Source organism: Streptomyces sp. NPDC007991 (assembly GCF_042958445.1).
Classification (GTDB): Bacteria; Actinomycetota; Actinomycetes; order Streptomycetales; family Streptomycetaceae; genus Streptomyces.
In genome coordinates this window covers 1-23,508 of record NZ_JBIBJD010000018.1, presented here as the reverse complement: position 1 = coordinate 23,508, position 23,508 = coordinate 1, and the positions used below count along the sequence as shown (strand labels likewise).

The window sequence follows — 23,508 nt, the reverse complement described above, 5'->3', positions numbered from 1 at the left end:
ACGACTGCTCAGGTCTCCTCCGCGGCCTGCTCCACCAGCGGGATGATCCGCAGCGGAACGGGGTTCTCCATGACGATCGCCGTGGAGGCCCGGACGATGCCATCAAAACCGACGACCCGGTCGATCACACGCTGGAGATCGGCGTTCGAGCGGGCCACCAGCCGGCACAGCATGTCCCCGCTGCCGGTGGTGGTGTGCAGCTCCAGCACCTCGGGCACGCTCGCCAAGTGCGCCCGTACATCGGCCCCTTGCCCCTGCCGGATCTGCAGTGTCGCGAACGCCGTGACCGGGTAGCCGAGCGCGGCCGGATCCACCTGCGGACCGAACCCCCGGATGACTCCGTTCGACTGAAGCCGGTCCAGCCGGGCCTGCACGGTGCCCCGGGCCACACCCAGCCGCCGGGACATCTCCAGCACCCCGATCCGCGGCTCCCGGGCCAGCAGCAGGATGATCCGGCCGTCCAGATGATCGATCGCCACAGCAGCCTCCCGGCATGGTCATCCTGTACAGAAGCGCCGTCGATACGGCCGTATCGCTGAACAGATTGCCCAGCAGAAACGCAAACTATTGCGCACCTTGCCGAGCGGGGAGACCCTGCGGCTATGACGCAGACCACACACCACACTCCCGACACCGCCCGGCAGGCCGACCCCTTCCCGGTCAAGGGAATGGACGCGGTCGTCTTCGCCGTGGGCAACGCCAAGCAGGCGGCGCACTACTACTCCACCGCCTTCGGCATGAAGCTGGTCGCCTACTCCGGACCGGAGAACGGCAGCCGCGAGACCGCTGCCTACGTCCTGGAGAACGGCTCCGCCCGCTTCGTCCTCACCTCGGTCGTCAAGCCGTCCAGCGACTGGGGCCACTTCCTCGCCCGGCACGTGGCCGAGCACGGCGACGGCGTCGTCGACCTCGCCATCGAGGTCCCGGACGCACGCGCCGCCTACGCGTACGCCCTGGAGCACGGTGCCCGCCCGGTCGCCGAGCCGTACGAGCTGAAGGACGAGCACGGCACGGTCGTCCTGGCCGCCATCGCCACCTACGGCGAGACCCGCCACACCCTGGTCGAGCGCTCCGGCTACGACGGCCCGTACCTGCCCGGTTTCGTGGCGGCCCAGCCGATCGTCGAACCGCCCGCCCAGCGCACCTTCCAGGCGATCGACCACTGCGTCGGCAACGTCGAGCTCGGCCGGATGAACGAGTGGGTCGGCTTCTACAACAAGGTGATGGGCTTCACGAACATGAAGGAGTTCGTGGGCGACGACATCGCCACCGAGTACAGCGCCCTGATGTCGAAGGTCGTCGCCGACGGCACGCTCAAGGTCAAGTTCCCGATCAACGAGCCGGCGATCGCCAAGAAGAAGTCCCAGATCGACGAGTACCTGGAGTTCTACGGCGGCGCGGGCGTCCAGCACATCGCGCTCAACACGGCCGACATCGTCCAGACGGTCCGCACCATGCGCGCGGCCGGCGTGGAGTTCCTGAACACGCCCGACTCGTACTACGACACGCTGGGGGAGTGGGTCGGCGAGACCCGGGTCCCGATCGACACCCTGCGCGAACTGAAGATCCTCGCCGACCGCGACGAGGACGGCTACCTGCTGCAGATCTTCACCAAGCCGGTCCAGGACCGCCCGACCGTCTTCTTCGAGATCATCGAACGCCACGGCTCGATGGGCTTCGGCAAGGGCAACTTCAAGGCCCTGTTCGAAGCGATCGAACGAGAGCAGGCCCGCCGCGGCAACCTGTGACCCGACGGCCCCTCCCGAGCTCGTGCGGGTGCCACGGGGCACCCGCAGGCCTCACTCCCCGTCCATCTCCAACACCCCCTCAGGCACGTGCAGGGGCGAGAGTGGCTGCCGTGTGCTCACCGAGTGCGGTGCAGGCACACCCGGCGACGGAGGCGAGCAGCACCACCCGCCGGGTGCGGAAGAGGCCCACGGAGGGCTCCGGCTGGTTCTCCACGGCGCTCACTGTGCCGTCGGTACGACGACCACACCCGGGCAGCCGAAGGTGCCGCCGACGGGGTTCACACTGATGGCCGTGGGTGCGAACCTGTGATCATGAGCCGTATCGAAGCGCCCAGCGACGAAACGACCGGCAACCTTCTCGACCTGCTGCGCAGCGGCCTGCCCGCCGAGGCGGTCCTCACCGACCCCGACGTCACGGCCTCCTACGCGCACGACATGGCGAGCTTCTGCCCGGCCGGTGCCCCGGCCGTGGTCGTCCTGCCCCGCACGGTCGAGCAGGTCCAGCACGTGATGCGCACCGCCACCGCCCTGCGCGTCCCGGTCGTCCCGCAGGGCGCCCGCACCGGGCTGTCCGGCGCGGCGAACGCCTCCGACGGCTGCATCGTGCTGTCCCTGACCAAGATGGACCGGATCCTGGAGATCAACCCGGTCGACCGCGTCGCCGTCGTCGAGCCGGGCGTGATCAACGCCGCCCTGTCCCGGGCCGTCGGCGAACACGGCCTGTACTACCCGCCGGACCCCTCCAGTTGGGAGATGTGCACCATCGGCGGCAACATCGGCACGGCCTCGGGCGGCCTGTGCTGCGTGAAGTACGGGGTCACCGCCGAGTACGTCCTCGGACTGGACGTGGTGCTGGCCGACGGGCGGCTCATGTCCACCGGCCGCCGCACCGCCAAGGGCGTCGCCGGCTACGACCTGACCCGGCTGTTCGTCGGCTCCGAGGGCTCGCTCGGCATCGTCGTACGGGCCGTGCTCGGCCTGCGTCCCAAGCCGCCCGAGCAGCTCGTGCTGGCCGCCGAGTTCGCCTCCGGGGCCGCCGCCTGCGAGGCCGTGTGCCGCATCATGGAGGGCGGCCACGTCCCGTCACTCCTCGAACTCATGGACCGTACGACGGTCAAGGCCGTCAACGACCTGGCGCAGATGGGCCTCCCGGAGAGCACCGAGGCCCTGCTGCTCGCCGCCTTCGACACCACCGACCCGGCCGCCGACCTCGCCGCCGTCGGCGCGCTGTGCGAGGCCGCCGGCGCCACCCAGGTCGTCCCGGCCGACGACGCGGCCGAGTCCGAACTGCTCCTCCAGGCGCGCCGGTTGTCGCTCACCGCGCTGGAGGCGGTCAAGGGCGTGACGATGATCGACGACGTGTGCGTGCCCCGCTCCCGGCTCGCCGAGATGCTCGACGGGGTCGACCGGATCGCCGAGAAGTACCAGCTCACCATCGGGGTCGTCGCCCATGCGGGGGACGGCAACACCCACCCGACGGTGTGTTTCGACCCGGCCGACCCCGACGAGTCCCGGCGCGCCCGTGAGTCCTTCGACGAGATCATGGCCCTCGGCCTGGAACTCGGCGGCACCATCACCGGCGAGCACGGCGTCGGCGTGCTGAAGAAGGAGTGGCTGGCGCGCGAGATCGGCCCCGTCGGGATGGAGATGCAGCGGGCCGTCAAGCAGGCCTTCGACCCGCTGAACATCCTCAACCCGGGCAAGCTGTTCTGACGGCCGGAAGTTTTTTCGCAGGAGGAGGCGCGGGGCCGTGCGATGCGTAGCACATCGGTGCTCGAAAGGGGTGGGTCCGGTGGGAGCGGCGGTGGGGGTTGCGCGGGTCTGATAGATGTGGAGGCCCCCATTTGGCCCTCGAGCAGATACGGGACGACGGAGATGAGCGCCCCAACCCCGGCCCCCGGTGACGACAGGCCCCGCGAAGGTTATTACCCGGACCCGTCCATTCCTGGATATGTCCGGTACTGGAACGGTGCCTCCTGGGTACCGGGCACCAGCCGTCCCGCGCCCAAGGACGGCGAGACGCTCGCGCCGCCGCCCGGCGCCGAGCAGTCCGGCGCCGCCGGCTCCGCGTCCGCCTCTGCCTCGGCATCCGGCTCGGTCGAGGAGACCGGTCCGCACTTCTTCGACGAGGACCCGGCCGACGAGCCGTCCCCTGCCGACGCCCAGCACGGCAGCCGTCCCGAACCCGCGTCCGCCTGGGGCGCCGACCGCTCCCGCCAGTCCGGCTTCGGCGGCGAGCAGGACCGCCGTGTCTCATGGGGCGCACCACAGGGCGCGCAGGGAGCGGCGCAGCAGGGTGCCGATCCGAGGGTGGCGCACGCCGACCGGCAGCCGGCCGGTGAGTCCGCCTCCCAGGGCGGACCGCCGTCCCCCGCCGACCAGGAGGCGGACGCCGCGGACGCCGGCAGCACGTTCGTCTTCCGCCGCCCGACGGGGCAGGCCGGGGGAGGGGCGGCCTCCGCCGATGTCCCCGACGAGGGCACGATGACGTTCCGCGCGGTGCCGCCCCGTCAGGGCCCGGCCGCTGCCGCCGGTTCGGCGGGTACTGTGGCCTCGGGCGGTTCGGCCGGTGGCCCGGCAGGGCCCGCGTTCGGTGCGCAGGCCGGGCCGGCCGGATCCGGCGGCAACCCGGCAGGGCCCGGTTTCGGGGCCCCGGCCGGCGGCCCGGCGGGACCTGCCTTCGGCCCGCAGGGCGGCACGGCCGCCTCCGCGGACGCCTCGAACCGCCCCGGCTTCAGTGCCGGGAAGGCCGCCGCCGCCCGGGCCGCCGCACAGTCCGACCCCGGCGCCTCCGCGGCCGCCCCGACGGCGCTGTCCGGGCCCCAGGCGGCGCCCACCGTCCCCCCGCAGTCCGGCGGGCCCCAGCCCGGCCCCGCCGCCTCCGCCACGCCCCTCAGCGCGGGCCCCGGCGGCGGTCAGTCCTCCTGGGCGCAGCAGGTGCACCGGCTCGCCGGAGCGGGCGGCGGTGATGAGCAGCCCGTCGCGCCCTGGAAGCCGCCGACCGAGGACGTGTTCCAGGCGGCCGCGCGGCGCCAGGCGTCGGCCCGGCCCGCGGGGCTCGGCAAGCGGCTGGTCGCCCGGCTGCTGGACACCCTGGTCCTCGCCGGCGTCACCGCCGGGGCCGCCGTACCGCTCGGCATCAAGGCGGTCGACCACGTCAACGAGAAGATCGAGGCGGCCAAGCTGTCCGGCGAGACCGTCACGGTCTGGCTGCTCGACGGCACCACGTCGGTGTATCTCGGCATCGTCCTGGCCGTCCTGCTGCTCGCCGGCGTCGTCTCCGAGGTGCTGCCCACCGCCAAGTGGGGCCGCACCCTCGGGAAGAAGCTGATGGGTCTCGACGTGCGGGACATCGAGGGCCACGACGCCCCGGAGTTCGGCGCGGCCCTGCGCCGCTGGCTGGTCTACAGCGTGCCCGGGCTCCTCGTCGTCGGGATCGTCGGCATCGCCTGGTGCCTGTTCGACAAGCCGTGGCGCCAGTGCTGGCACGACAAGGCCGCGCACACGTTCGTGGCCGGCTGAGCAGCACACCGACGTCCGGCACGGGGCGGCGGCGTACCGTACCGCACCAGGTGAATCCGTAGCTCGGACGGCCGTCTGCCGGATGCGGAGCCGGGGGGTTCGCGGTCGACTCGGGCCATGAGCAGTGAACCGCCGCCCGGCTCCGGTCAGCAGCCCCCGGAAGACGATCCGTTCAGGAAGCGGCCCCCGGGCGAGCAGCCCGACGAGGGCGCGGGCTCGCCCTACGACCCGAGACACCCGGGCGGCGGCCCCGCCGGTACCCCTCCCGGCGGCGGCCGGAACGGTGGCCAGGGCGGCGGCCCGTACGGAGGTCCTCCCGGCGGTGGCCCCTACGGCGGTCCTCCCGGTGGCGGCCAAGGCGGTGGCCCCTACGGCGGTCCTCCCGGCGGCGGTCAAGGCGGTTCCCCCTACGGCGGCGGCGCCTCCCCCACGGACCCCCTCGCCGGCATGCCCCCGCTCGCCGACAGCGGCAAGCGCACGCTCGCCCGCATCATCGACATGATCCTCGTGGGCGTCGTCGTCTGGCTGCTCACCTGGGGCTTCGGCGTCAACGAGTACACCGTGGACAGCGACCGCGTCTCGGTCGGCAAGTCCCTCTGGCAGTCGGTGGTCGCCGCCGTCCTCTACATCGCCTACGACACCTTCCTGACCGCGCGGACCGGCCAGACCCTCGGCAAGAAACTGCTGCACATGCGCGTGGCCAACCTCGACAACGGTGCCACGCCCTCCGCGCAGAGCGCGTTGACGCGCGCGGCGGTGCTGTGGATCCCGTTCGCCTTCTGCTGCGCCTGTGTCTGGACCGCGATCTCGGGCGGCTGGAGCTTCTTCGACCGGCCCTACAAGCAGGGCCTGCACGACAAGGCGGCCAAAACGGTCGTGGTCAGCACCAATTGAGGCACAGGCGCGTCAAGGGGAGGTAAGGAAGGGACAGCCGGCGGTCAGGAGACCGCCCGCTCGCGCACCGGCTCCGGAGCCGGCGCGGCGACCGAGGCCCGTACGGGTTCCTCGGGCGCGGGCTGTTCCACCGCGGCCGGGCGCTTCCCGGGCAGCGGCACCGTCATGGCGACCAGCAGCCCGAGGGCGAGCGCCGCGACGGCGATGATCGCGATCCCCGCGCCCGAACTCGTCTGTGACAGCAGCAGCATGGCGAGGGTCGAGAGGATCACGGTGCAGGATCCGTAGGCGAGCTGTGCGGCGGTCGGACGGGGCATGGCCATCATGTCCTCGAAAGTGGGGGTCCACGGGGGTGTCGGCCTGGCATTCCGCCGGCCTCCGGGCGTTCTGCCAAGCGACATTCTCTCCGGCAGGGTGCCCGACTGGAACGAGCGGTAAGCGTGACCTAATCAACAGGGCCGGAGCACAGGGGGCGCACGGAGTCATGGCGTCCAGGTAGTGGACATATGCGCGCGCCCACCGGACGGTGGCACGTGCCCGCCTGACGTCGGCAGGTGCCTGCCGGGCACCGGGACGGTCGTCCGTAAAACGAACGCCGACTCCGCATAGTGCAATTGACCTGTCTAAGTCAAGATCTGTCTTTTCTTCTAAACCTCTAGTCAAATGTCGTCACTTGACTACACGCGTTGATCAGGCGCGCGCGGACCTTCCACGACCAGGACCCCTTCCTTCCGCGCGCTCGAACGCGGGGGAGGAACTCAAGTGACCAGTAGACCCTGGACGTTCAGAGCCGCCGCCATAGGCGTGGCACTCGCGGCGGCCGCCGCCACCGGCTCCGCATACGCCGTGGCCCAGGCCGACGACGCCTCCGCTCCCCGGTCCACCACCGTGGACCGGCACGACCCGGCGGACCGCCACCAAGGCGAGCACGACCTCGAAGGCCCGCTGAGCAAGACCCAGGAGGCCCAGCGGCAGGAGGCCCTGAAGCAGGTCATATCCGGCAAGTCCACGGTGAAGAACCGTGACGGCTCGAAGGTCGTCCAGCTCAAGAGCAAGAAGGGCGACAGCAAGTACGTCGAGCTCGGCCGCGAGAAGACCGACAAGATCTTCACCATCCTGGTCGAGTTCGGCGACAAGACCAGCGAGTTCGGCGGCACGCCCGGCCCGCTGCACAACCAGATAGCCAAGCCGGACCGCAAGAAGGACAACTCCACGGCCTGGCGGGCGGACTACAACCAGAAGTACTTCGAGAACCTCTACTTCGGCACCGGCAAGAACACCGAGTCGGTGAAGAAGTACTACGAGAAGCAGTCCTCCGGCCGCTACTCGGTCGAGGGCGAGGTCTCCGACTGGGTCAAGGTCCCCTACAACGAGGCCCGTTACGGCAACAACGCGTGCGGTGACACCAACTGCCCGAGCGTGTGGAACGTCGTCAGCGACGGTCTGAACGCGTGGGTCTCCCAGCAGAAGGCGGCTGGGAAGACCGACGCCGAGATCAAGGCGGACGTCAAGCAGTACGACCAGTGGGACCGCTACGACTTCGACGGCGACGGCGACTTCAACGAGTCCGACGGCTACATCGACCACTTCCAGGTCGTGCACGCCGGTGAGGACGAGTCCGCGGGCGGCGGCGCGCAGGGCACCGACGCGATCTGGGCCCACCGCTGGTACGCCTTCGGCACCGACGCCGGCGCCACCGGCCCCGAGGACAACAAGCTCGGCGGCGCGAAGATCGGCGACACCGGCATCTGGGTCGGCGACTACACGGTCCAGCCGGAGAACGGCGGACTCGGCGTCTACGCCCACGAGTACGGCCACGACCTCGGTCTGCCGGACCACTACGACACCACCGGCGGCGGCGACAACTCCACCGGCTTCTGGACCCTGATGTCCTCCGGCTCCTGGCTCGGCACCGGCAAGAACGAGATCGGTGACCTGCCCGGCGACATGACCGCCTGGGACAAGCTCCAGCTGGGCTGGCTCAAGTACGACACCGCGAAGGCCGCGACGAACTCGTGGCACAAGCTGGGCGTCGCCGAGTACAACACGAAGCACAAGCAGGGCCTCGTGGTCGAGCTGCCCAAGAAGAAGGTCACCACCGAGATCGTGGCGCCCGCGCAGGGCGCGAACCAGTGGTGGAGCGGCAGCGGCGACAACCTCAAGAACACGCTGGCCCGTTCGGTCGACCTCACCGGGAAGAAGTCGGCGTCCCTGACGCTCGACGGCTGGTACGACATCGAGGCCAACTACGACTACCTCTACACCGAGGTGTCGACCGACGGCGGCGCCAACTGGACGCCGCTCGACGGCACGGTGGACGGCCAGCCGATCCCGCGTGACGGCAGCGACAAGCCGGTCCTGACCGGCACGTCCGGCGCGTACAAGAAGCTGGCGTTCCCGCTGGACGCCTACGCGGGCAAGAAGATCGACCTGCGCTTCCGCTACCAGACCGACGGCGGCGTGGCCCAGAAGGGCTTCACGGCCGACCGCATCACGGTGACCGCCGACGGCGCCACGGTCTTCTCCGACGACGCCGAGTCCGCGGACGCGGCCTGGAAGACGGGCGGCTTCTCCCGCATGGGCGCGTCCTTCACCAAGGACTACGCGCAGTACTACATCGCGGAGAACCGCCAGTACGTGTCGTACGACAAGACCCTCAAGGTCGGCCCGTACAACTTCGGCTTCTCCAAGACCCGTCCGGACTGGGTGGAGCACTACCCGTACCAGAACGGCCTGTTGATCTGGAAGTGGGACACCTCCCAGGCCGACAACAACACCAGCGTCCACCCGGGCGCGGGTCTGCTGCTGCCGGTCGACTCGCACCCGAAGGCGCTGAGGTGGTCCGACGGCACGCTGATGCGCAACCGCATCCAGGCCTACGACTCGCCCTTCAGCCTGTACCGCACGGACGGCATCACGCTGCACAACGCGGACGTCGCGACGAGCGTCCCGTCGTCGAAGGGGGTGTCGGTCTTCAACGACCGCACCAACACCTACTACGACGAGTCGAACAAGACCGCCGGTGTCAAGATCACTGACACCAACACCAAGATCAAGATCATCAAGGAGGCCAAGGACGGCTCGACGATCGAGCTCGAAGTAGGCCCCGCAGCGAAGTAGAACGCGTTTTCCCAGGTCAGAGCATGATCGGCGGTGACCCCCTGGCGGGTCACCGCCGATCCGTGTTTAGGTGCGTCCTGTGGTTCTCTTATTGACACCGACCGGCACACCGACCGGCGCACCGACCGACACGGGGGTATGACCGCATGGCCGCAGGAGGCTTCTGCAAGCTGCCGAACGGCACCGTGGTGGTGGCGCTGAACCTGCCCAGCCCCGCCGCCGACGGCCCCGGCTCCGTCCGCGTGCTCGTCCACGCGGCGAACCGCGCCCGAGCCCTGACCCGGCTCCGCAACCTCGGCATGCGCGCGGTCTACCTGCGCGGCAACGCCGCCCCGCCGTCCCCCGACGAGATCACGGCCGTCCTGCACCACCCCGACGGCCTGATATGGCGCACGGCCCCTGACAACGGTGTCGTGGCGGGCCCGGACCTCGCCTTCGAACTGTGGCGCCCGATCAGAGCCCTCCTGCGCCGCCCGACGGCCCAGACCTGACCCTCGGGCGCGCCTCCGGGCTACCGGGTCACTGCACGACCGGCTTGCCCGACAGCTCCACGCCGGCCGCCCGCAGCTCCTCCAGGGCCCGCTCGGTGGTCTCCTGGGCCACGCCCGCCGTGAGGTCGAGGAGGACGTGGGCGCGGAAGCCCTCCTTCGCGGCGTCCAGGGCCGTGGCGCGCACACAGTGGTCCGTGGCGATGCCGACCACGTCGACCTCGGTGACCTCGCGGGAGCGGAGCCAGTCGGCCAGGGGCGTGCCGTTCTCGTCCGCGCCCTCGAAGCCGCTGTACGCCGCCGCGTACGCCCCCTTGTCGAACACGGCGTCGACGGAGCCGGACGCGACGGCGGGGGCGAAGTTCGGGTGGAAGCCGACGCCCTCCGTGCCGGCGACGCAGTGCGCGGGCCAGGAGCGGACGAAGTCCGGGTTGGTGGAGAAGTGGCCGCCGGGGGCGATGTGGTGGTCGCGGGTGGCCACGACGTGCTGATAGCCCGACCCGGCCGCCTGGCCGATCAGCTCGGTGACGGCGGCAGCCACGTCGGCACCGCCGGCCACCGCGAGACTGCCCCCCTCGCAGAAGTCGTTCTGCACGTCTACGACGATCAAGGCGCGGCGCATGGTCGGTGTCCTTCGGCTATGAGGTCGGCAAGCCCGGCCGGTGAACTTCCGAGCCTATTGACAGGGAGCGGGAGACGGGAGGGGTACGGCTCGGCGCATCGCGGCACACCCCCTAGCTACCCGAGGCCTCGTGTGCGTACTCCGTCGGAATGACGGGCTCCCCGCGCGAGAGCTGCGTCGCCGACATCGGGAGCCCCGCGCGCGCCGCCGCGTGCCGGTCCCGCGCCGCGTCCAGCGGCTCCCGGGCGACGACCTCGCCGCCCTTGACCAGCTCCACGAGCAGCTGCCGGTCCGCGAGCTCGGCCGGCACCGGCCCGGTGCCGATCACCTCGGCCTCGGCGACCCCGTAGGAGTCCAGCCGTCGCGCGGCCCACTTGCGCCCGCCCATGGACGTCTTGCCCCCGGTCGACTTCTTCGCCACCGGCACCAGCGGCGCGTCCGGCTCCGCGGACTCGGCCCGCGCGACCAGCTTGTAGACCATCGAGGACGTCGGGTGCCCGGACCCGGTCACCAGCTGCGTGCCGACGCCGTACGCGTCCACGGGCGCCGCCGCCAGCGAGGCGATCGCGTACTCGTCCAGGTCCGAGGTCACGACGATCTTCGTGTCGGTCGCGCCCAGCTCGTCCAGCTGCTGCCGCACCCGGTGCGCCACCAGCAGCAGGTCGCCGGAGTCGATGCGCACGGCCCCGAGCCCGGGGCCGGCGACCTCCACGGCCGTGCGGACCGCCTCGGCGACGTCGTAGGTGTCCACCAGCAGCGTCGTGCCTCGCCCGAGTGTGTTCACCTGGGCCTGGAAGGCGTCCCGCTCGCTGTCGTGCAGCAGGGTGAAGGCGTGGGCGGAGGTGCCGACGGTGGGGATGCCGTAGCGGAACCCCGCGGCCAGGTCCGAGGTGGTCGCGAAACCGCCCACGTACGCGGCCCGGGACGCCGCCACCGCCGCCAGTTCGTGCGTGCGCCGGGCGCCCATCTCGATCAGCGGCCGGTCCCCGGCGGCCGACGACATGCGCGAGGCCGCCGCGGCGATCGCCGAGTCGTGGTTGAGGATCGACAGGATCACGGTCTCCAGCAGCACGCACTCGGCGAAGGTGCCCTCGACCCGCATGATCGGCGAGCCCGGGAAGTACACCTCGCCCTCGGGGTAGCCCCAGATGTCCCCGCTGAAGCGGTACCCGGCGAGCCAGTCGAGGGTCTGCCCGCCGACGATCTCGCGCTCGCGCAGGAAGTCGAGGACGCCCGCGTCGAAGCGGAAGTTCTCCACCGCGTCCAGCACCCGCCCGGTGCCCGCCACGACGCCGTAGCGGCGCCCGTTCGGCAGGCGCCGGGTGAAGACCTCGAACACGCTCCGCCGCTCGGCCGTGCCCGCCTCCAGGGCGGCCCGCAGCATCGTCAGCTCGTACTGGTCCGTGAAGAGCGCCGTCGAGGGAACGTCCACCGGCAGCCCAAGGTCCGCTGTGTTCATGAGCGGGATCGTACCCCCATTTCGTCAGTTTGACGATTTGTAGCAAGGCCCCCGGCTTCCAGGCCCGTTTGTGCGACTACCCCCCTCGGGTGGCAGCATGGTCAGTGTGACGTCACCCGCGCCCCTGGAGATCGAACGGACCGAGTCGGCGGAGGAGGTCTTCGCCGTACCGGAGCCGGACCTCCCCTGGGTCACCATCGTCCACAACGACCCGGTCAACCTCATGAGCTATGTGACGTACGTCTTCCAGACGTACTTCGGCTACTCCAAGGACAAGGCCACCAAGCTCATGCTCGACGTCCACCACAAGGGCCGGGCGGTCGTCTCCAGCGGCAGTCGCGAGGAGATGGAACGCGACGTGCAGGCCATGCACGGCTACGGCCTGTGGGCCACCCTCCAGCAGGACCGCAAGTAGTCGGCTCCCCGCCCAGCAGCGAAAAGGCGTTCATGCCCGGAACCTTCGAACCGCTTCCCGGCGGCGGCGCTGCCGTCGCCCTCGACGACGTCGAGATCTCCATCATCCGGTCGCTGGCCGTCCAGCTCCTGGAGCTCATCGGCCCCGGCCCCGCCGAGGACGCCCCCAAGGACCCGCTCGCCGAGCTGTTCGCGGAGGGCCCGAGCGAGCCGCCCTCCGACCCGGTGCTCAGGCGCCTCTTCCCGGACGCCTACAGCGACCCCGAGCAGCCCGCCTCGCCCCGGGACGCCGAGGAGCGGCGGGCGTACTCGGCCGAGTTCCGCCGCTACACGGAGAACGACCTGCGGGCCGGCAAGCGGGACAACGCTCTCGCGGTGATCCGCTCCCTGGACGCGCTCTCCTCGGCCTCGGCCGGCGAGGGCGGCGCGGTGCTGAAGCTGTCGGTGGAGGAGTCCCAGCGGTGGCTGTCGGCCCTGAACGACCTGCGGCTCGCGATCGGCTCGCGGCTGGAGATCACCGACGAGGAGGACACCGACCTCCTCTACCGCCTCCCGGACGAGGACCCGCGCAAGCCGATGGTGATGGCCTACCTGTGGCTGGGCGGACTCCAGGAGACGCTGGTCGGAACCCTTATGCCCTGATCCGTGCGGGTTCTGTGACCGCCGGGTGACCGATCGGTGTTCGCTCAACGGACACTCCAATTTGGATAACGATCACGTCACCGTGCCCGCCTTCTATGCCGCGTTGGGCTGCGTTTTGTCCGGTTTCCCTGTGCGGTGCGTCACAATCCACCCGAGTGATCAGTGCTGCGGCCGTGATAAATCTTCACGACCGCCCGGCCGGCACCACCCGCATGTCCGGCCGGGTGCGCCACCGAGCCGACAACCGTCGGCCAGGCACCGCTCCATCATTCCGGGGGGATCGAGACCCGATCCGAGGCCGACGAAGGTCCGGGTCGGCATGGAGAAAGGCGCACCACATGACCTCTGCGCAGGTCGACACGGAAAACCTGCCCGAAGAGGGCTACGAGCGCGGCCTCGGCAGCCGCCAGGTCCAGATGATCGCCATCGGCGGCGCCATCGGCGTCGGTCTGTTCATGGGTGCCGGAGCGAACATCGCCAAGGCCGGCCCCAGCATCATCCTGATGTACGCCCTCGCGGGCGTCGTGATCTTCTTCATCATGCGGGCGCTGGGCGAACTGCTCCTCTACCGGCCCGTGTCCGGTTCCTTCGCCGAGTACGCCCGCGAATTCCTCGGCCCGTTCTTCGGGTTCGTCACGGGCTGGACGTACTGGCTCATGTGGGTGGTCACCGGCATGGCCGAACTCACGGCCGCCGCGATCTACATCCACTTCTGGTTCCCGGAGATCCCGCAGTGGGTCAGCGCCCTGGTGTTCCTGGTGGTGCTCTTCGGCGTCAACCTGATCTCCGTGAAGATCTTCGGCGAGGTCGAGTTCTGGTTCTCGATGATCAAGGTCACGGCCATCATCGGCATGATCGTCATCGGTCTCGGCGTGCTCACCCTCGGCTTCTCCGACGCCGGTGACACCGCCGCCGTCTCCAACCTCTGGTCGCACGACGGCTTCTTCCCGAACGGCATCGGCTCCAGCCTGATGACGCTCCAGGGCGTCATGTTCGCCTACCTCGCCGTCGAGCTCGTCGGCGTCACCGCGGGCGAGTCCGAGAACCCCGAGAAGACCCTGCCCAAGGCCATCAACACCCTGCCCTGGCGCATCATCGTCTTCTACGTCGGCGCGCTGCTGGTCATCCTCTCCGTCGTCAAGTGGACCGAGTTCTCCGCCGGCGAGAGCCCGTTCGTCCACGCCTTCGGCGAGATCGGCATCCCGCTCGCCGCGGGCATCGTCAACTTCGTGGTGCTCACCGCGGCTCTGTCGTCCTGCAACTCGGGCATGTACTCGACCGGCCGGATGCTGCGCGACCTGGCCGCCAACAGCGAGGCACCGCAGGCGTTCGGCAAGCTCAACGCCCGCAAGACGCCCGCCGTCGGCATCACGGTCTCCGTGGCGCTCATGGGCATCGGCGTCGTCCTGAACTACGTCGTCCCGGAGAAGGCGTTCCTCTACGTCACCTCCGTCGCCACCGCGGCGGGCATCTGGACCTGGATGATGATCCTCGTCAGCCACATCCGCTACCGCGCCGCGGTCGACGCGGGCCGGCTGCGCGCCTCGGCCTTCCCCGCCCCCGGCGGGGCGCTCTTCAGCTGGGTCGCGCTCCTCTTCCTCGTCGGCGTGACCTGCATGATCGCTTACGACAAGGACGCCCGGGTCTGCCTGTACGTCGCGGCCGGCTGGGCCGTCGCCCTGGCCATCGGCTGGGCCGTCCTCAAGAGCCGCAACCCGCAGATCGCCGAGCGCCGCGACGCGGAGTTCCAGAAGGTCGGCTGACCAGCCCGCCAGGACGTCCAGCCGCGGGGAGCACTCGTGGCGCTCCCGGTGGCTGCCGCTCAGGGCGTCCGGCATATGGGCCGTTCCGTACCATCCATCGGTACGGAACGGCCCTTCTGCTTATCCTGACGAACATGCTGACCATCACCCAGGCCCTCGTCGACCAGATTGTCGCCCACGCGCGCAAGGACCACCCCGACGAGGCGTGCGGCGTGATCGCGGGCCCCGCGGGCTCGGACCGCCCCGAGCGCTTCATCCCCATGCTCAACGCGGCCATGTCACCCACGTTCTACGAGTTCGACTCCGGCGACCTGCTCAAGCTCTACCGCGAGATGGACGACCGCGACGAGGAGCCGGTGGTGATCTACCACTCCCACACGGCGACCGAGGCCTACCCCTCCCGCACCGACATCTCGTACGCCAACGAGCCCGGCGCGCACTACGTCCTCGTCTCCACGGCCGACACCGACGGGGCCGGCGAGTTCCAGTTCCGCTCGTACCGGATCGTGGAGGGCCAGGTCACGGAGGAGGAGGTCGAGATCGTCGAGGCGTACTGAGCGGGTGTGGACGGGGCTGAACAGGGCGGTCTCACTCTCCGGCCCGAAAACGTCCGCCATGTGGGATCACATTCCAGAACCCGGACCGGGAATCGATACGATGAGCCCATGGTTTTCCACGACGTGAGCGACAAGACGCCGGGCATGCTGCTCGTCGCGCGGCTGCACGTCGACCTGTGCAGGCTCGCCAGCGCCATCTGTTGACGCCGGCCCCTGCCGCCGTACGGCCGTGAGCCGCGGCGCTGCACACACGCACCACTCCGCCGTTCCTGCGCTGTCGCGCGCCCGACTGACTACTCCCGACAGGAGCCCTGAGCCATGGCCATCGAGGTCCGCATCCCGACCATCCTCCGCCAGTACACCGACGGTCAGAAGGCGGTGGAGGGCAGCGGTGACACCCTCGCCGACCTGTTCGCCGACCTCGAGACGCGGCACGCCGGCATCCAGGCGCGCATCGTGGACGGCGACCAGCTGCGCCGCTTCGTCAACGTCTACCTGAACGACGAGGACGTGCGCTTCCTCGACGGCATCAACACCAAGCTGACGGACGGCGACAACATCACGATCCTGCCGGCCGTCGCCGGCGGCATGGCCTGATCAGCGATGCGCTACGAGTCACCCCTGGCCGCGGTCGGCAACACCCCCCTGGTGCGCCTGCCGCGGCTGTCGCCGTCCACCGACGTCCGTATCTGGGCGAAGCTGGAGGACCGCAACCCGACCGGGTCGGTCAAGGACCGTCCCGCCCTGCACATGATCGAGCAGGCGGAGAAGGACGGCCGTCTGACCCCGGGGTGCACCATCCTGGAGCCGACGTCCGGCAACACCGGCATCTCCCTGGCCATGGCGGCGAAGCTCAAGGGCTACCGCATCGTGTGCGTGATGCCGGAGAACACCTCGCAGGAACGGCGCGACCTGCTCGCCATGTGGGGCGCCGAGATCATCTCCTCCCCGGCCGCGGGCGGTTCCAACACCGCCGTGCGCGTCGCCAAGGAACTCTCGGCCGAGCACCCGGACTGGGTGATGCTCTACCAGTACGGCAACCCGGACAACGCGGGCGCCCACTACGCGACGACGGGCCCCGAGATCCTCGCGGACCTGCCCTCCGTCACCCACTTCGTGGCGGGCCTCGGCACCACCGGCACGCTCATGGGAGTGGGCCGCTACCTGCGCGAGCACAAGCCGGACGTCCAGATCGTCGCCGCCGAACCGCGCTACGACGACCTGGTCTACGGCCTGCGCAACCTCGACGAGGGCTTCGTCCCCGAGCTGTACGACGCGTCGGTCCTCACCAGCCGCTTCTCGGTCGGCTCGGCCGACGCGGTCACCCGCACCCGCGAACTGCTCCAGCAGGAGGGCATCTTCGCCGGTGTCTCCACGGGTGCCGCGCTGCACGCCGCGATCGGCGTCGGCAAGAAGGCCGTCAAGGCCGGCGAACAGGCCGACATCGTCTTCGTCGTCGCCGACGGCGGCTGGAAGTACCTGTCGACGGGCGTCTACACGGCGACCACGACCGAAGAGGCCATCAAAACGCTCCAGGGCCAGCTCTGGGCGTAACCCGACGGCAGACGACCAGGAAGGGCCGGAGTGAGAACTCCGGCCCTTGTGCGTGTCACCCGGCCAGATACCGCACCTGGTCCCACAACGCCGGGTCCACCACCCCGATCCGTCGCCGGAAGCCCCACACCGGGACCTCCCGCAACTCGTCCGTCTCCAGGAAGCTCGCCCGGCCCTGGGAGTCGCCCACCGAGCCCGGGGGGAGAGGGATCACACCGGTGCGCTCGTGCCGGAACCGGGTGGTGATCTTCGCGACCGTCGCCCGCTCCCCGCGCACCGCCAGCACCAGGCAAGGCCGGTCCTTCGTGCGCGCCTCGTCCTCGTAGGGGACGTCCGCCCACCAGATCTCCGCCGGCTGCGGCAACCCCGCCACCGCTGCGGCCGCGGGCGCCGTCCGGCCCCGCCGCGCCGACGACCGCCGCCCCCAGCCGTCGACGAGCGTGGCGACGAGCGCGAGCAGTACCACCGCGGCGAGCGCCAGCCACCAGGACGTGTCCATACTGAGACGTTACCGGCGCCATCCCTCCCCCCGCGCCCCCCTCACGAGGATCACCCCGGCGTTGCCAGCCGAACCGGTGACACCACAGGTGAGTTCGCCCACAACAGCCCTTGGCGGAGGAGCGACCGGAGGTTTTGCGCCTTACGCTCGACGCACCGCACGACCCCCGACGCCCCTCTCAGACTTATCCCGCCAGCGGAGGTTTCTGCTTCATGAAGCTCACCGTCGTCGGCTGCTCGGGGTCATTCCCGTCCGCGGAATCGGCCTGCTCGAGCTACCTCGTCGAGGCCGACGGCTTCCGGCTGCTCCTCGACATGGGCAACGGTGCCCTGGGCGAGTTGCAGCGCCACTGCGGTCTCTACGACCTCGACGCGATCTTCCTCAGCCATCTGCACGCCGACCACTGCATCGACATGTGCGCGTACTTCGTCGCGCGCTACTACCGCCACGACGGCGGCCGCTGCGATCCGCTCCCCGTCTACGGACCGGAAGGCACGGAACACCGGCTGACCACCGCCTACGCGGACACCCCCACCGCCTCCTCCATGAGCGAGGTCTTCGACTTCCACACGGTCAAGCCGTCCACCTTCGACATCGGTCCCTTCACGGTGCACACCGAGCGGGTGGCCCACCCCGTGGAGGCGTACGGCATCCGCGTCGAACACGACGGCAAGGTCCTGACGTACTCCGGCGACACCGGCGTGAGCCCCGCCCTGGACGAACTCGCCCGGGACGCCGACCTGTTCCTGTGCGAGGCGGCCTTCACGCACGGCAAGGAGAACATCCCCGACCTGCACCTCAACGGCCGTGAGGCGGGGCAGACGGCGGCCCGGGCAGGTGCCCGGCGCCTGGTCCTCACCCACATCCCGCCGTGGACGGACCCGCAGGCCAACCTGGCCGACGCCCGCGCGGCCTACGACGGCCCGGTGGCCCTCGCGGCGCCCCGGCAGACGTACGAACTCTGAGCATCCGAGCACGACGAGGCCCCGGAACCGAAGCGGTTCCGGGGCCTCGTCGTGCTCGGGGCGCGGGCTACTTCGCCTCGGCCTTCTGCAGCTCGGCGAGTTCCTCGTCGGACTCGCGGCCCGGCGTCGGCAGGTTGAACTTGGTGATCGCGAAGCGGAAGACCACGTAGTAGACCGCCGCGAAGCACAGGCCCACCAGGGCCAGGCCCCACGGGTTGGTCGCGATGCCCAGGTTCAGGAAGAAGTCCACCGCGCCGGCCGAGAAGCCGAAGCCGTCCTTCATCCCCAGCGCCCAGGTCAGCGCCATCGAGACACCGGTGAGCACGGCGTGGATCGCGTACAGCACCGGGGCGATGAACATGAAGGTGAACTCGATCGGCTCGGTGACGCCCGTCACGAACGAGGTCAGAGCGAGGGAGATCATCATGCCGCCGACGACCTTGCGGCGCTCGGGCCGGGCGCAGTGCACGATGGCCAGGCAGGCGGCCGGCAGGGCGAACATCATGATCGGGAAGAAGCCGGTCATGAACTGTCCGGCGCTCGGGTCGCCCGCCAGGAACCGGGCGATGTCACCGCTCTTGCCCTCGTAGGTGCCGGCCTGGAACCAGGGGAAGGAGTTGAGCAGGTGGTGCATGCCGATCGGGATCAGCGCGCGGTTGGCGACACCGAAGATGCCCGCGCCGACGGCTCCGGAGCCCACCAGCCACTCGCCGAAGTTGTGCAGGGCCGTGCCGAGGACCGGCCATATGTAGCCGAAGACGATGCCGATGACCAGGCCCGCGAAGGCCGACAGGATCGGCACCAGGCGGCGGCCGCCGAAGAAGCCCGCCCAGTCGGGCAGCTTGGTGCGGTAGAAGCGCTGGTAGAGCAGGGCGACGACGAGGCCCATCACCACACCGCCGAGCACCTTGGCGTCCACCGGCGCGTCCGTCATGACGACCTTGCCGTCGACCGCCGTCGCCACCTTGGGCAGGTTCGGGTCGGTGAACGTGGCCAGCACGTTCTTGAAGACCAGGTAGCCGACGACGGCGGCCAGTGCGGTCGAGCCGTCCGACTTCTTCGCGAAGCCGATCGCGATGCCCACGGCGAACAGCAGCGGCATGTTGTCGAGGATCGCGTTGCCGCCCGCGGACATGAAGCCCGCGATCTTGGTGATGAACTCCGGGAACGCCTCGCGCCCCAGCATGTCGGTGTTGCCGAGGCGGACCAGGAGCGCGGCGGCGGGCAGCACGGCGACGGGCAGCATGAGGCTGCGGCCGATACGCTGCAGGACCGCCATCACCGCAGACCCCTTCTTCGGGCTCGCGGGCGCGGCTGAGGCTGTGGACATGAACTTCCTCCATGGGGCACGGCGCCGCCCAGGAAGAGTTCGACGGGGGACGGCGGCGTCTCAAAAGGGGAGCGCGGTCTCCGCCGCGCGACCTCCACCAGTGAGTGGTGTAGACCAGTTGTAGCACGGTAGGCCGAACGAGTGGAACCCACGAATGCCACTACGGCGGACCGCGGTCCCCGGTCCCTTTGTCGGGAGGCACACTCGTGGTGTAGACCTGTTGCGCCCACTGTGGGTCACTGCGACAAAGCGGTTCGGATCAGGGAGAGCGAACATGGCCACCAAGGCTGAGAAGATCGTCGCCGGGCTCGGCGGCATCGACAACATCGAAGAGGTCGAGGGCTGCATCACCCGCCTGCGGACCGAGGTCGTGGACCCCGCCAAGGTCGACGAGACCGCCCTGAAGGCCGCCGGCGCCCACGGCGTCGTCAAGATGGGCACCGCGATCCAGGTCGTCATCGGCACGGACGCCGACCCCATCGCCGCGGAGATCGAAGACCTGATGTGAAGCGCGGGGATCATCCCGGGCTTCACCCCCTGACAGACCCCGGAGGTCCGTCGTGAAGGCCCCTTCCTACCGCGGGAGGGGCCCCTTCCATATGTACGGATAGGCTCAGCGGCATGTCTCGAATCGACGGCCGCACCCCCCAGCAACTCCGCCCGATCACCATCGAACGCGGCTGGAGCAAGCACGCCGAAGGCTCCGTCCTCGTCTCCTTCGGCGACACCAGGGTCTTCTGCACCGCCTCCGTCACCGAAGGCGTCCCGCGCTGGCGCAAGGGCAGCGGCGAAGGCTGGGTCACCGCCGAGTACTCCATGCTGCCCCGCGCCACCAACACCCGAGGCGACCGCGAGTCCGTCAAGGGCCGCATCGGCGGCCGCACCCACGAGATCAGCCGCCTCATCGGCCGCTCGCTGCGCGCCGTCATCGACTACAAGGCACTCGGCGAGAACACCATCGTCCTCGACTGCGACGTCCTCCAGGCCGACGGCGGTACCCGCACCGCCGCCATCACCGGCGCCTACGTCGCCCTGGCCGACGCCGTCGCCTGGGCCCAGCGCAAGAAGCTGATCAAGGCCGGCCGCCAGCCCCTGACCGGCACCGTCAGCGCCGTCTCCGTCGGCATCGTCGGCGGCGTCCCCCTCCTCGACCTCTGCTACGAGGAGGACGTCAAGGCCGACACCGACATGAACGTCGTCTGCACCGGCGACGGCCGCTTCGTCGAGGTCCAGGGCACCGCCGAGGCCGAACCCTTCGCCCGCGACGAGCTCAACGCCCTCCTCGACCTCGCCGTCGCCGGCTGCACGGAACTCGCCGCCCACCAGCGCACCGCGCTTGATACCGTCCTCGAAAAGTAAAGGGCGCGCCAAGACAGGTGCTCGGCACGGGCAACCGCGCCGAGCACACTCGCGTCTGAAGGAGTACGGGCGCACGGCTCATTGCTGTGCGTCCGGCCAGCCACCCGGGCCGCCCGGCCCGACCGACGAGAGGGACCGTTCCATGGCCGCGAGCCGCCGCCGACGCCGCACCGCAGCCGTCGCCGCCACCCTGGCGGCCGTCGCGCTGACCGCCGGACTCACCACCGGCTGCGCCGCCGTCGACAAGGCGCTGGACTGCGTCCAGACCGCCGACGCCATCGCCGACAGCGTCACGGAACTCCAGCAGGCCGTGGACAACGCCGCGAACGACCCGACGCAGCTCGACGAGTCCCTCGACTCCATCGACAAGAACCTGGACAAGATCGGCGACAAGACCGACAACGCCGACGTCAACAAGGCCGTCGACGACCTCAACAAGGCCGTCGGCAACGTCCGTACAGCGGTCAAGAACGGCGACGAGACGCCCGACATCAGCCCGGTCACGGACGCGGCCGGCGAACTGACCAAGGTCTGCACGCCGTAACGGTGCGCCGGGCTACTCGTCTGCCGGGTTGTGCCGGTGGGTGGGTGCGGTCCGTGGTGGCCGGTCGCGCGGTTCCCCGCGCCCCTGACGGGGCGCGGCTCCCGCAATACTGGGGCCCATGACGCGCTTGATCCTCGCCACCCGTAACGCCGGAAAGATCACCGAGCTCCGGGCGATCCTCGCCGAAGCCGGCCTGCCCCACGAACTCGTCGGTGCCGACGCCTACCCGGACATCCCCGACGTCAAGGAAACCGGCGTCACCTTCGCGGAGAACGCGCTGCTGAAGGCCCACGCCCTGGCCCGCGCGACGGGCCTCCCGGCCGTCGCCGACGACTCGGGCCTGTGCGTCGACGTTCTGAACGGCGCCCCCGGCATCTTCTCCGCCCGCTGGTCCGGCCGCCACGGCGACGACAAGGCCAACCTGGACCTCCTCCTCGCCCAACTCTCCGACATCGCCGACGACCACCGAGGCGCCCATTTCGCCTGCGCGGCGGCCCTGGCCCTGCCGGACGGCACGGAGCGGTTGGTGGAAGGCCGACTGCGCGGAGTCCTGCGCCACGAACCGACCGGCACGAACGGCTTCGGCTACGACCCGATCCTCCAGCCGGAGGGCGAGGCCCGGACCTGCGCGGAGCTGACCCCGGAGGAGAAGAACGCGATCAGCCATCGGGGGAAGGCGTTTCGGGCGCTGGTGCCGGTGGTGCGGGAACTGCTCGGCTGACGGCATGAAGAAGGGCGCCCCACTGAGTGGTGCGCCCTTCGTGATGAGCCCGGTGGGACTCGAACCCACGACACACCGGACCTAAACCGGCGCCCTCTTGCCAGCTGGGGTACGGGCCCACAGCGCTGCCCACTCTACTTGGCCTGGTGGACCGCTCGGCGGCCTCCTCCGCGCCATGTCCTCAAGCTCTGAGGGCTCAATCCTCGTACCAGCGGTTGAGGTTCCTGCAAAACCAGGAGAGACCGAAAAGCTGCGGTCGGTCTCGCCGGAGCTGGTGCGGAGGGAGGTCTGGACCACCTGCCACTCGTCACAGCCCGGGCCGGATCAGCGTGTGCCCGGCGTTGCGAGTGCGACGCTGGACCGGCAAAGGACGTCGCGGTGCCGACCGTACGTTCCGCCTCCTGTGCCAGGGTCACTGGGAGACGCTTTCCACAGGTCAGAAGGCTTTGCATCGCTCTCGTGAGAGGAATCGGCGCTCCTCGGGCGGGCCGATGTCATCCGGGAAACCTGACGGTGCCTTCGCTGCCGCGGTGCTCGACCACCCGGATCACCGCCTTCTTGCAGGTCGTCCACACCCTGCACATGATCTGCCCGGACCGGCGGTGCGAGGCGCAGAATGTTTACATCACATTGACTCAAAGATCATCTGTTCGATAGCTTCCACGCCTCGCTTGGTGTGGACAGGCCTCATGGGGGGCCGCATCGGGTGGGAGATTCGGAGTTCCCGCATGTCGGGCAGATCCTCCAAGCGCGTATCCGCCGTGGTCGCGATGGCGTCGGCCTTCGTCCTCGCGCTGTCGTCCGGTGCCTGGGCCAACTGGTCGAGCAGCATCAACTCGTGGACGGACGGCGGCGGGAGCAACGGCCAGTCCCGCTACTGGGCGGACGAGAGCTACACGGAGATCATCTTCAAGGGTTGTTCCGTGCAGGGCGGCAGCAAGACCACGGGGGTCGAGCTGTGGGACTACGACGCGCTGTCGGCCAACGACTTCTACGGTGAGAAGACGTTCACCAACTGCTTCAACGGCACGACCTACGCGAGCCGGGGCGAGTACTACGGCCTGCCCCAGGAGTCGGATTACTTCTTCCAGCTCGACAACGTCGGCGGCGGAAGCAACGCGTGCTGCCTGCTGTGGGCGACCTACGCGGGAGTCGACACCACTCTCGCCGATTCCTGATCGGTGATCTGCAGCGTGGGGGGGGGGGGGGGGGGGGGGCCCCCCCCCCCCCGGGGGGGCGCCGGCGGGGGGCCCCCCCCGGCAAACCCCCCACACCACAACGGCCCCCCCGCGCCGGGGGGGGGGGCC

At 70.0% G+C, this 23,508-nt stretch carries 26 protein-coding genes and 1 tRNA gene; 19 read left to right on the top strand and 8 right to left on the bottom strand.

The window, feature by feature from the left end:
• Window positions 1–8: 8 nt before the first annotated feature.
• Window positions 9–479, bottom strand: coding sequence for an Lrp/AsnC family transcriptional regulator (locus ACFZDA_RS36940; protein ID WP_086561604.1), 471 nt, complete (start codon window positions 477–479; stop codon window positions 9–11).
• A gap of 123 nt (window positions 480–602) precedes the next feature.
• Between ACFZDA_RS36940 and hppD the strand changes: the two genes are divergently transcribed.
• Window positions 603–1,748 (top strand): 4-hydroxyphenylpyruvate dioxygenase, encoded by a 1,146-nt coding sequence (gene hppD / locus ACFZDA_RS36935; protein WP_391090111.1) that lies wholly within the window; start codon window positions 603–605, stop codon window positions 1,746–1,748.
• A gap of 79 nt (window positions 1,749–1,827) precedes the next feature.
• On the opposite strand, the gene ACFZDA_RS36930 is transcribed toward hppD, so the two are convergent.
• A complete protein-coding gene (locus ACFZDA_RS36930; protein WP_391090109.1) occupies window positions 1,828–1,962 on the bottom strand; it encodes a hypothetical protein in 135 nt (44 codons plus the stop codon).
• Window positions 1,963–2,054: 92 nt separating this feature from the next.
• Between ACFZDA_RS36930 and ACFZDA_RS36925 the strand changes: the two genes are divergently transcribed.
• The 3 genes from ACFZDA_RS36925 to ACFZDA_RS36915 all read left to right on the top strand — a co-directional run bounded on the left by ACFZDA_RS36925 (window position 2,055) and on the right by ACFZDA_RS36915 (window position 6,164).
• On the top strand, window positions 2,055–3,461 hold the full coding sequence (locus tag ACFZDA_RS36925) for an FAD-linked oxidase C-terminal domain-containing protein (RefSeq protein ID WP_391090107.1): 1,407 nt from the start codon (window positions 2,055–2,057) through the stop codon (window positions 3,459–3,461).
• 162 nt (window positions 3,462–3,623) lie between these two features.
• The gene (locus ACFZDA_RS36920; protein ID WP_391090105.1) at window positions 3,624–5,270 is read left to right on the top strand and encodes an RDD family protein; all 1,647 of its coding nucleotides are present in this window, start codon (window positions 3,624–3,626) and stop codon (window positions 5,268–5,270) included.
• 117 nt (window positions 5,271–5,387) lie between these two features.
• On the top strand, window positions 5,388–6,164 hold the full coding sequence (locus ACFZDA_RS36915; protein WP_391090103.1) for an RDD family protein: 777 nt from the start codon (window positions 5,388–5,390) through the stop codon (window positions 6,162–6,164).
• Window positions 6,165–6,208: 44 nt separating this feature from the next.
• On the opposite strand, the gene ACFZDA_RS36910 is transcribed toward ACFZDA_RS36915, so the two are convergent.
• Window positions 6,209–6,487 carry a hypothetical protein gene (locus tag ACFZDA_RS36910; protein WP_391090275.1) on the bottom strand — a complete coding sequence of 93 codons (279 nt, stop codon included), beginning with the start codon at window positions 6,485–6,487 and terminating at the stop codon, window positions 6,209–6,211.
• Window positions 6,488–6,926: 439 nt separating this feature from the next.
• On the opposite strand from ACFZDA_RS36910, the gene ACFZDA_RS36905 reads away from it, so the two are divergent.
• Window positions 6,927–9,284, top strand: coding sequence for an immune inhibitor A domain-containing protein (locus ACFZDA_RS36905; RefSeq protein ID WP_391090101.1), 2,358 nt, complete (start codon window positions 6,927–6,929; stop codon window positions 9,282–9,284).
• A 146-nt stretch (window positions 9,285–9,430) separates the two neighbouring features.
• Window positions 9,431–9,775, top strand: a complete 345-nt coding sequence (locus ACFZDA_RS36900; RefSeq protein WP_391090099.1) for a hypothetical protein — start codon at window positions 9,431–9,433, stop codon at window positions 9,773–9,775.
• A gap of 28 nt (window positions 9,776–9,803) precedes the next feature.
• On the opposite strand, the gene ACFZDA_RS36895 is transcribed toward ACFZDA_RS36900, so the two are convergent.
• Both ACFZDA_RS36895 and ACFZDA_RS36890 read right to left on the bottom strand, forming a co-directional pair.
• Complete coding sequence (locus tag ACFZDA_RS36895; protein WP_391090097.1) at window positions 9,804–10,394, bottom strand: isochorismatase family protein; 591 nt, start codon at window positions 10,392–10,394, stop codon at window positions 9,804–9,806.
• A 112-nt stretch (window positions 10,395–10,506) separates the two neighbouring features.
• Window positions 10,507–11,853, bottom strand: coding sequence for a nicotinate phosphoribosyltransferase (locus ACFZDA_RS36890; RefSeq protein WP_391090095.1), 1,347 nt, complete (start codon window positions 11,851–11,853; stop codon window positions 10,507–10,509).
• Window positions 11,854–11,950: 97 nt separating this feature from the next.
• Between ACFZDA_RS36890 and clpS the strand changes: the two genes are divergently transcribed.
• The 7 genes from clpS to ACFZDA_RS36855 all read left to right on the top strand — a co-directional run bounded on the left by clpS (window position 11,951) and on the right by ACFZDA_RS36855 (window position 16,783).
• Window positions 11,951–12,268 (top strand): ATP-dependent Clp protease adapter ClpS, encoded by a 318-nt coding sequence (gene clpS, locus ACFZDA_RS36885; protein ID WP_391090093.1) that lies wholly within the window; start codon window positions 11,951–11,953, stop codon window positions 12,266–12,268.
• 32 nt (window positions 12,269–12,300) lie between these two features.
• Entirely contained in the window at window positions 12,301–12,909 is a 609-nt protein-coding gene (locus ACFZDA_RS36880) for a DUF2017 family protein (protein WP_391090091.1), read from the top strand.
• Window positions 12,910–13,247: 338 nt separating this feature from the next.
• Window positions 13,248–14,672, top strand: coding sequence for an amino acid permease (locus ACFZDA_RS36875; protein WP_391090089.1), 1,425 nt, complete (start codon window positions 13,248–13,250; stop codon window positions 14,670–14,672).
• Between the two features lie 134 nt (window positions 14,673–14,806).
• Window positions 14,807–15,229, top strand: coding sequence for a Mov34/MPN/PAD-1 family protein (locus ACFZDA_RS36870; protein ID WP_391090088.1), 423 nt, complete (start codon window positions 14,807–14,809; stop codon window positions 15,227–15,229).
• A gap of 108 nt (window positions 15,230–15,337) precedes the next feature.
• Entirely contained in the window at window positions 15,338–15,433 is a 96-nt protein-coding gene (locus ACFZDA_RS36865) for a putative leader peptide (protein WP_020270288.1), read from the top strand.
• Window positions 15,434–15,547: 114 nt separating this feature from the next.
• Window positions 15,548–15,826 (top strand): MoaD/ThiS family protein, encoded by a 279-nt coding sequence (locus ACFZDA_RS36860; RefSeq protein WP_391090086.1) that lies wholly within the window; start codon window positions 15,548–15,550, stop codon window positions 15,824–15,826.
• Window positions 15,827–15,832: 6 nt separating this feature from the next.
• Complete coding sequence (locus ACFZDA_RS36855; RefSeq protein WP_391090084.1) at window positions 15,833–16,783, top strand: cysteine synthase; 951 nt, start codon at window positions 15,833–15,835, stop codon at window positions 16,781–16,783.
• Between the two features lie 55 nt (window positions 16,784–16,838).
• Here ACFZDA_RS36855 and ACFZDA_RS36850 read toward each other — a convergent pair whose 3' ends face one another.
• Complete coding sequence (locus tag ACFZDA_RS36850; protein WP_391090082.1) at window positions 16,839–17,282, bottom strand: type II toxin-antitoxin system PemK/MazF family toxin; 444 nt, start codon at window positions 17,280–17,282, stop codon at window positions 16,839–16,841.
• A gap of 212 nt (window positions 17,283–17,494) precedes the next feature.
• Between ACFZDA_RS36850 and ACFZDA_RS36845 the strand changes: the two genes are divergently transcribed.
• On the top strand, window positions 17,495–18,247 hold the full coding sequence (locus ACFZDA_RS36845; RefSeq protein ID WP_391090080.1) for an MBL fold metallo-hydrolase: 753 nt from the start codon (window positions 17,495–17,497) through the stop codon (window positions 18,245–18,247).
• A 67-nt stretch (window positions 18,248–18,314) separates the two neighbouring features.
• Here ACFZDA_RS36845 and ACFZDA_RS36840 read toward each other — a convergent pair whose 3' ends face one another.
• Complete coding sequence (locus tag ACFZDA_RS36840) at window positions 18,315–19,577, bottom strand: PTS transporter subunit EIIC (protein WP_391090078.1); 1,263 nt, start codon at window positions 19,575–19,577, stop codon at window positions 18,315–18,317.
• 274 nt (window positions 19,578–19,851) lie between these two features.
• Between ACFZDA_RS36840 and ACFZDA_RS36835 the strand changes: the two genes are divergently transcribed.
• The 4 genes from ACFZDA_RS36835 (at window position 19,852) to rdgB (ending at window position 22,201) form a co-directional block, all read left to right on the top strand.
• Window positions 19,852–20,085 carry a glucose PTS transporter subunit EIIB gene (locus tag ACFZDA_RS36835; protein ID WP_031140089.1) on the top strand — a complete coding sequence of 78 codons (234 nt, stop codon included), beginning with the start codon at window positions 19,852–19,854 and terminating at the stop codon, window positions 20,083–20,085.
• Between the two features lie 113 nt (window positions 20,086–20,198).
• The gene (gene rph / locus ACFZDA_RS36830; RefSeq protein WP_391090076.1) at window positions 20,199–20,936 is read left to right on the top strand and encodes a ribonuclease PH; all 738 of its coding nucleotides are present in this window, start codon (window positions 20,199–20,201) and stop codon (window positions 20,934–20,936) included.
• A 142-nt stretch (window positions 20,937–21,078) separates the two neighbouring features.
• The gene (locus tag ACFZDA_RS36825; protein ID WP_391090074.1) at window positions 21,079–21,480 is read left to right on the top strand and encodes a hypothetical protein; all 402 of its coding nucleotides are present in this window, start codon (window positions 21,079–21,081) and stop codon (window positions 21,478–21,480) included.
• A 118-nt stretch (window positions 21,481–21,598) separates the two neighbouring features.
• Complete coding sequence (gene rdgB / locus ACFZDA_RS36820) at window positions 21,599–22,201, top strand: RdgB/HAM1 family non-canonical purine NTP pyrophosphatase (protein ID WP_391090073.1); 603 nt, start codon at window positions 21,599–21,601, stop codon at window positions 22,199–22,201.
• Between the two features lie 44 nt (window positions 22,202–22,245).
• Here rdgB and ACFZDA_RS36815 read toward each other — a convergent pair.
• Window positions 22,246–22,320 (bottom strand) — tRNA-Leu (locus ACFZDA_RS36815).
• A 609-nt stretch (window positions 22,321–22,929) separates the two neighbouring features.
• Between ACFZDA_RS36815 and ACFZDA_RS36810 the strand changes: the two genes are divergently transcribed.
• On the top strand, window positions 22,930–23,379 hold the full coding sequence (locus ACFZDA_RS36810; protein WP_391090071.1) for a hypothetical protein: 450 nt from the start codon (window positions 22,930–22,932) through the stop codon (window positions 23,377–23,379).
• Window positions 23,380–23,508 lie beyond the last annotated feature (129 nt).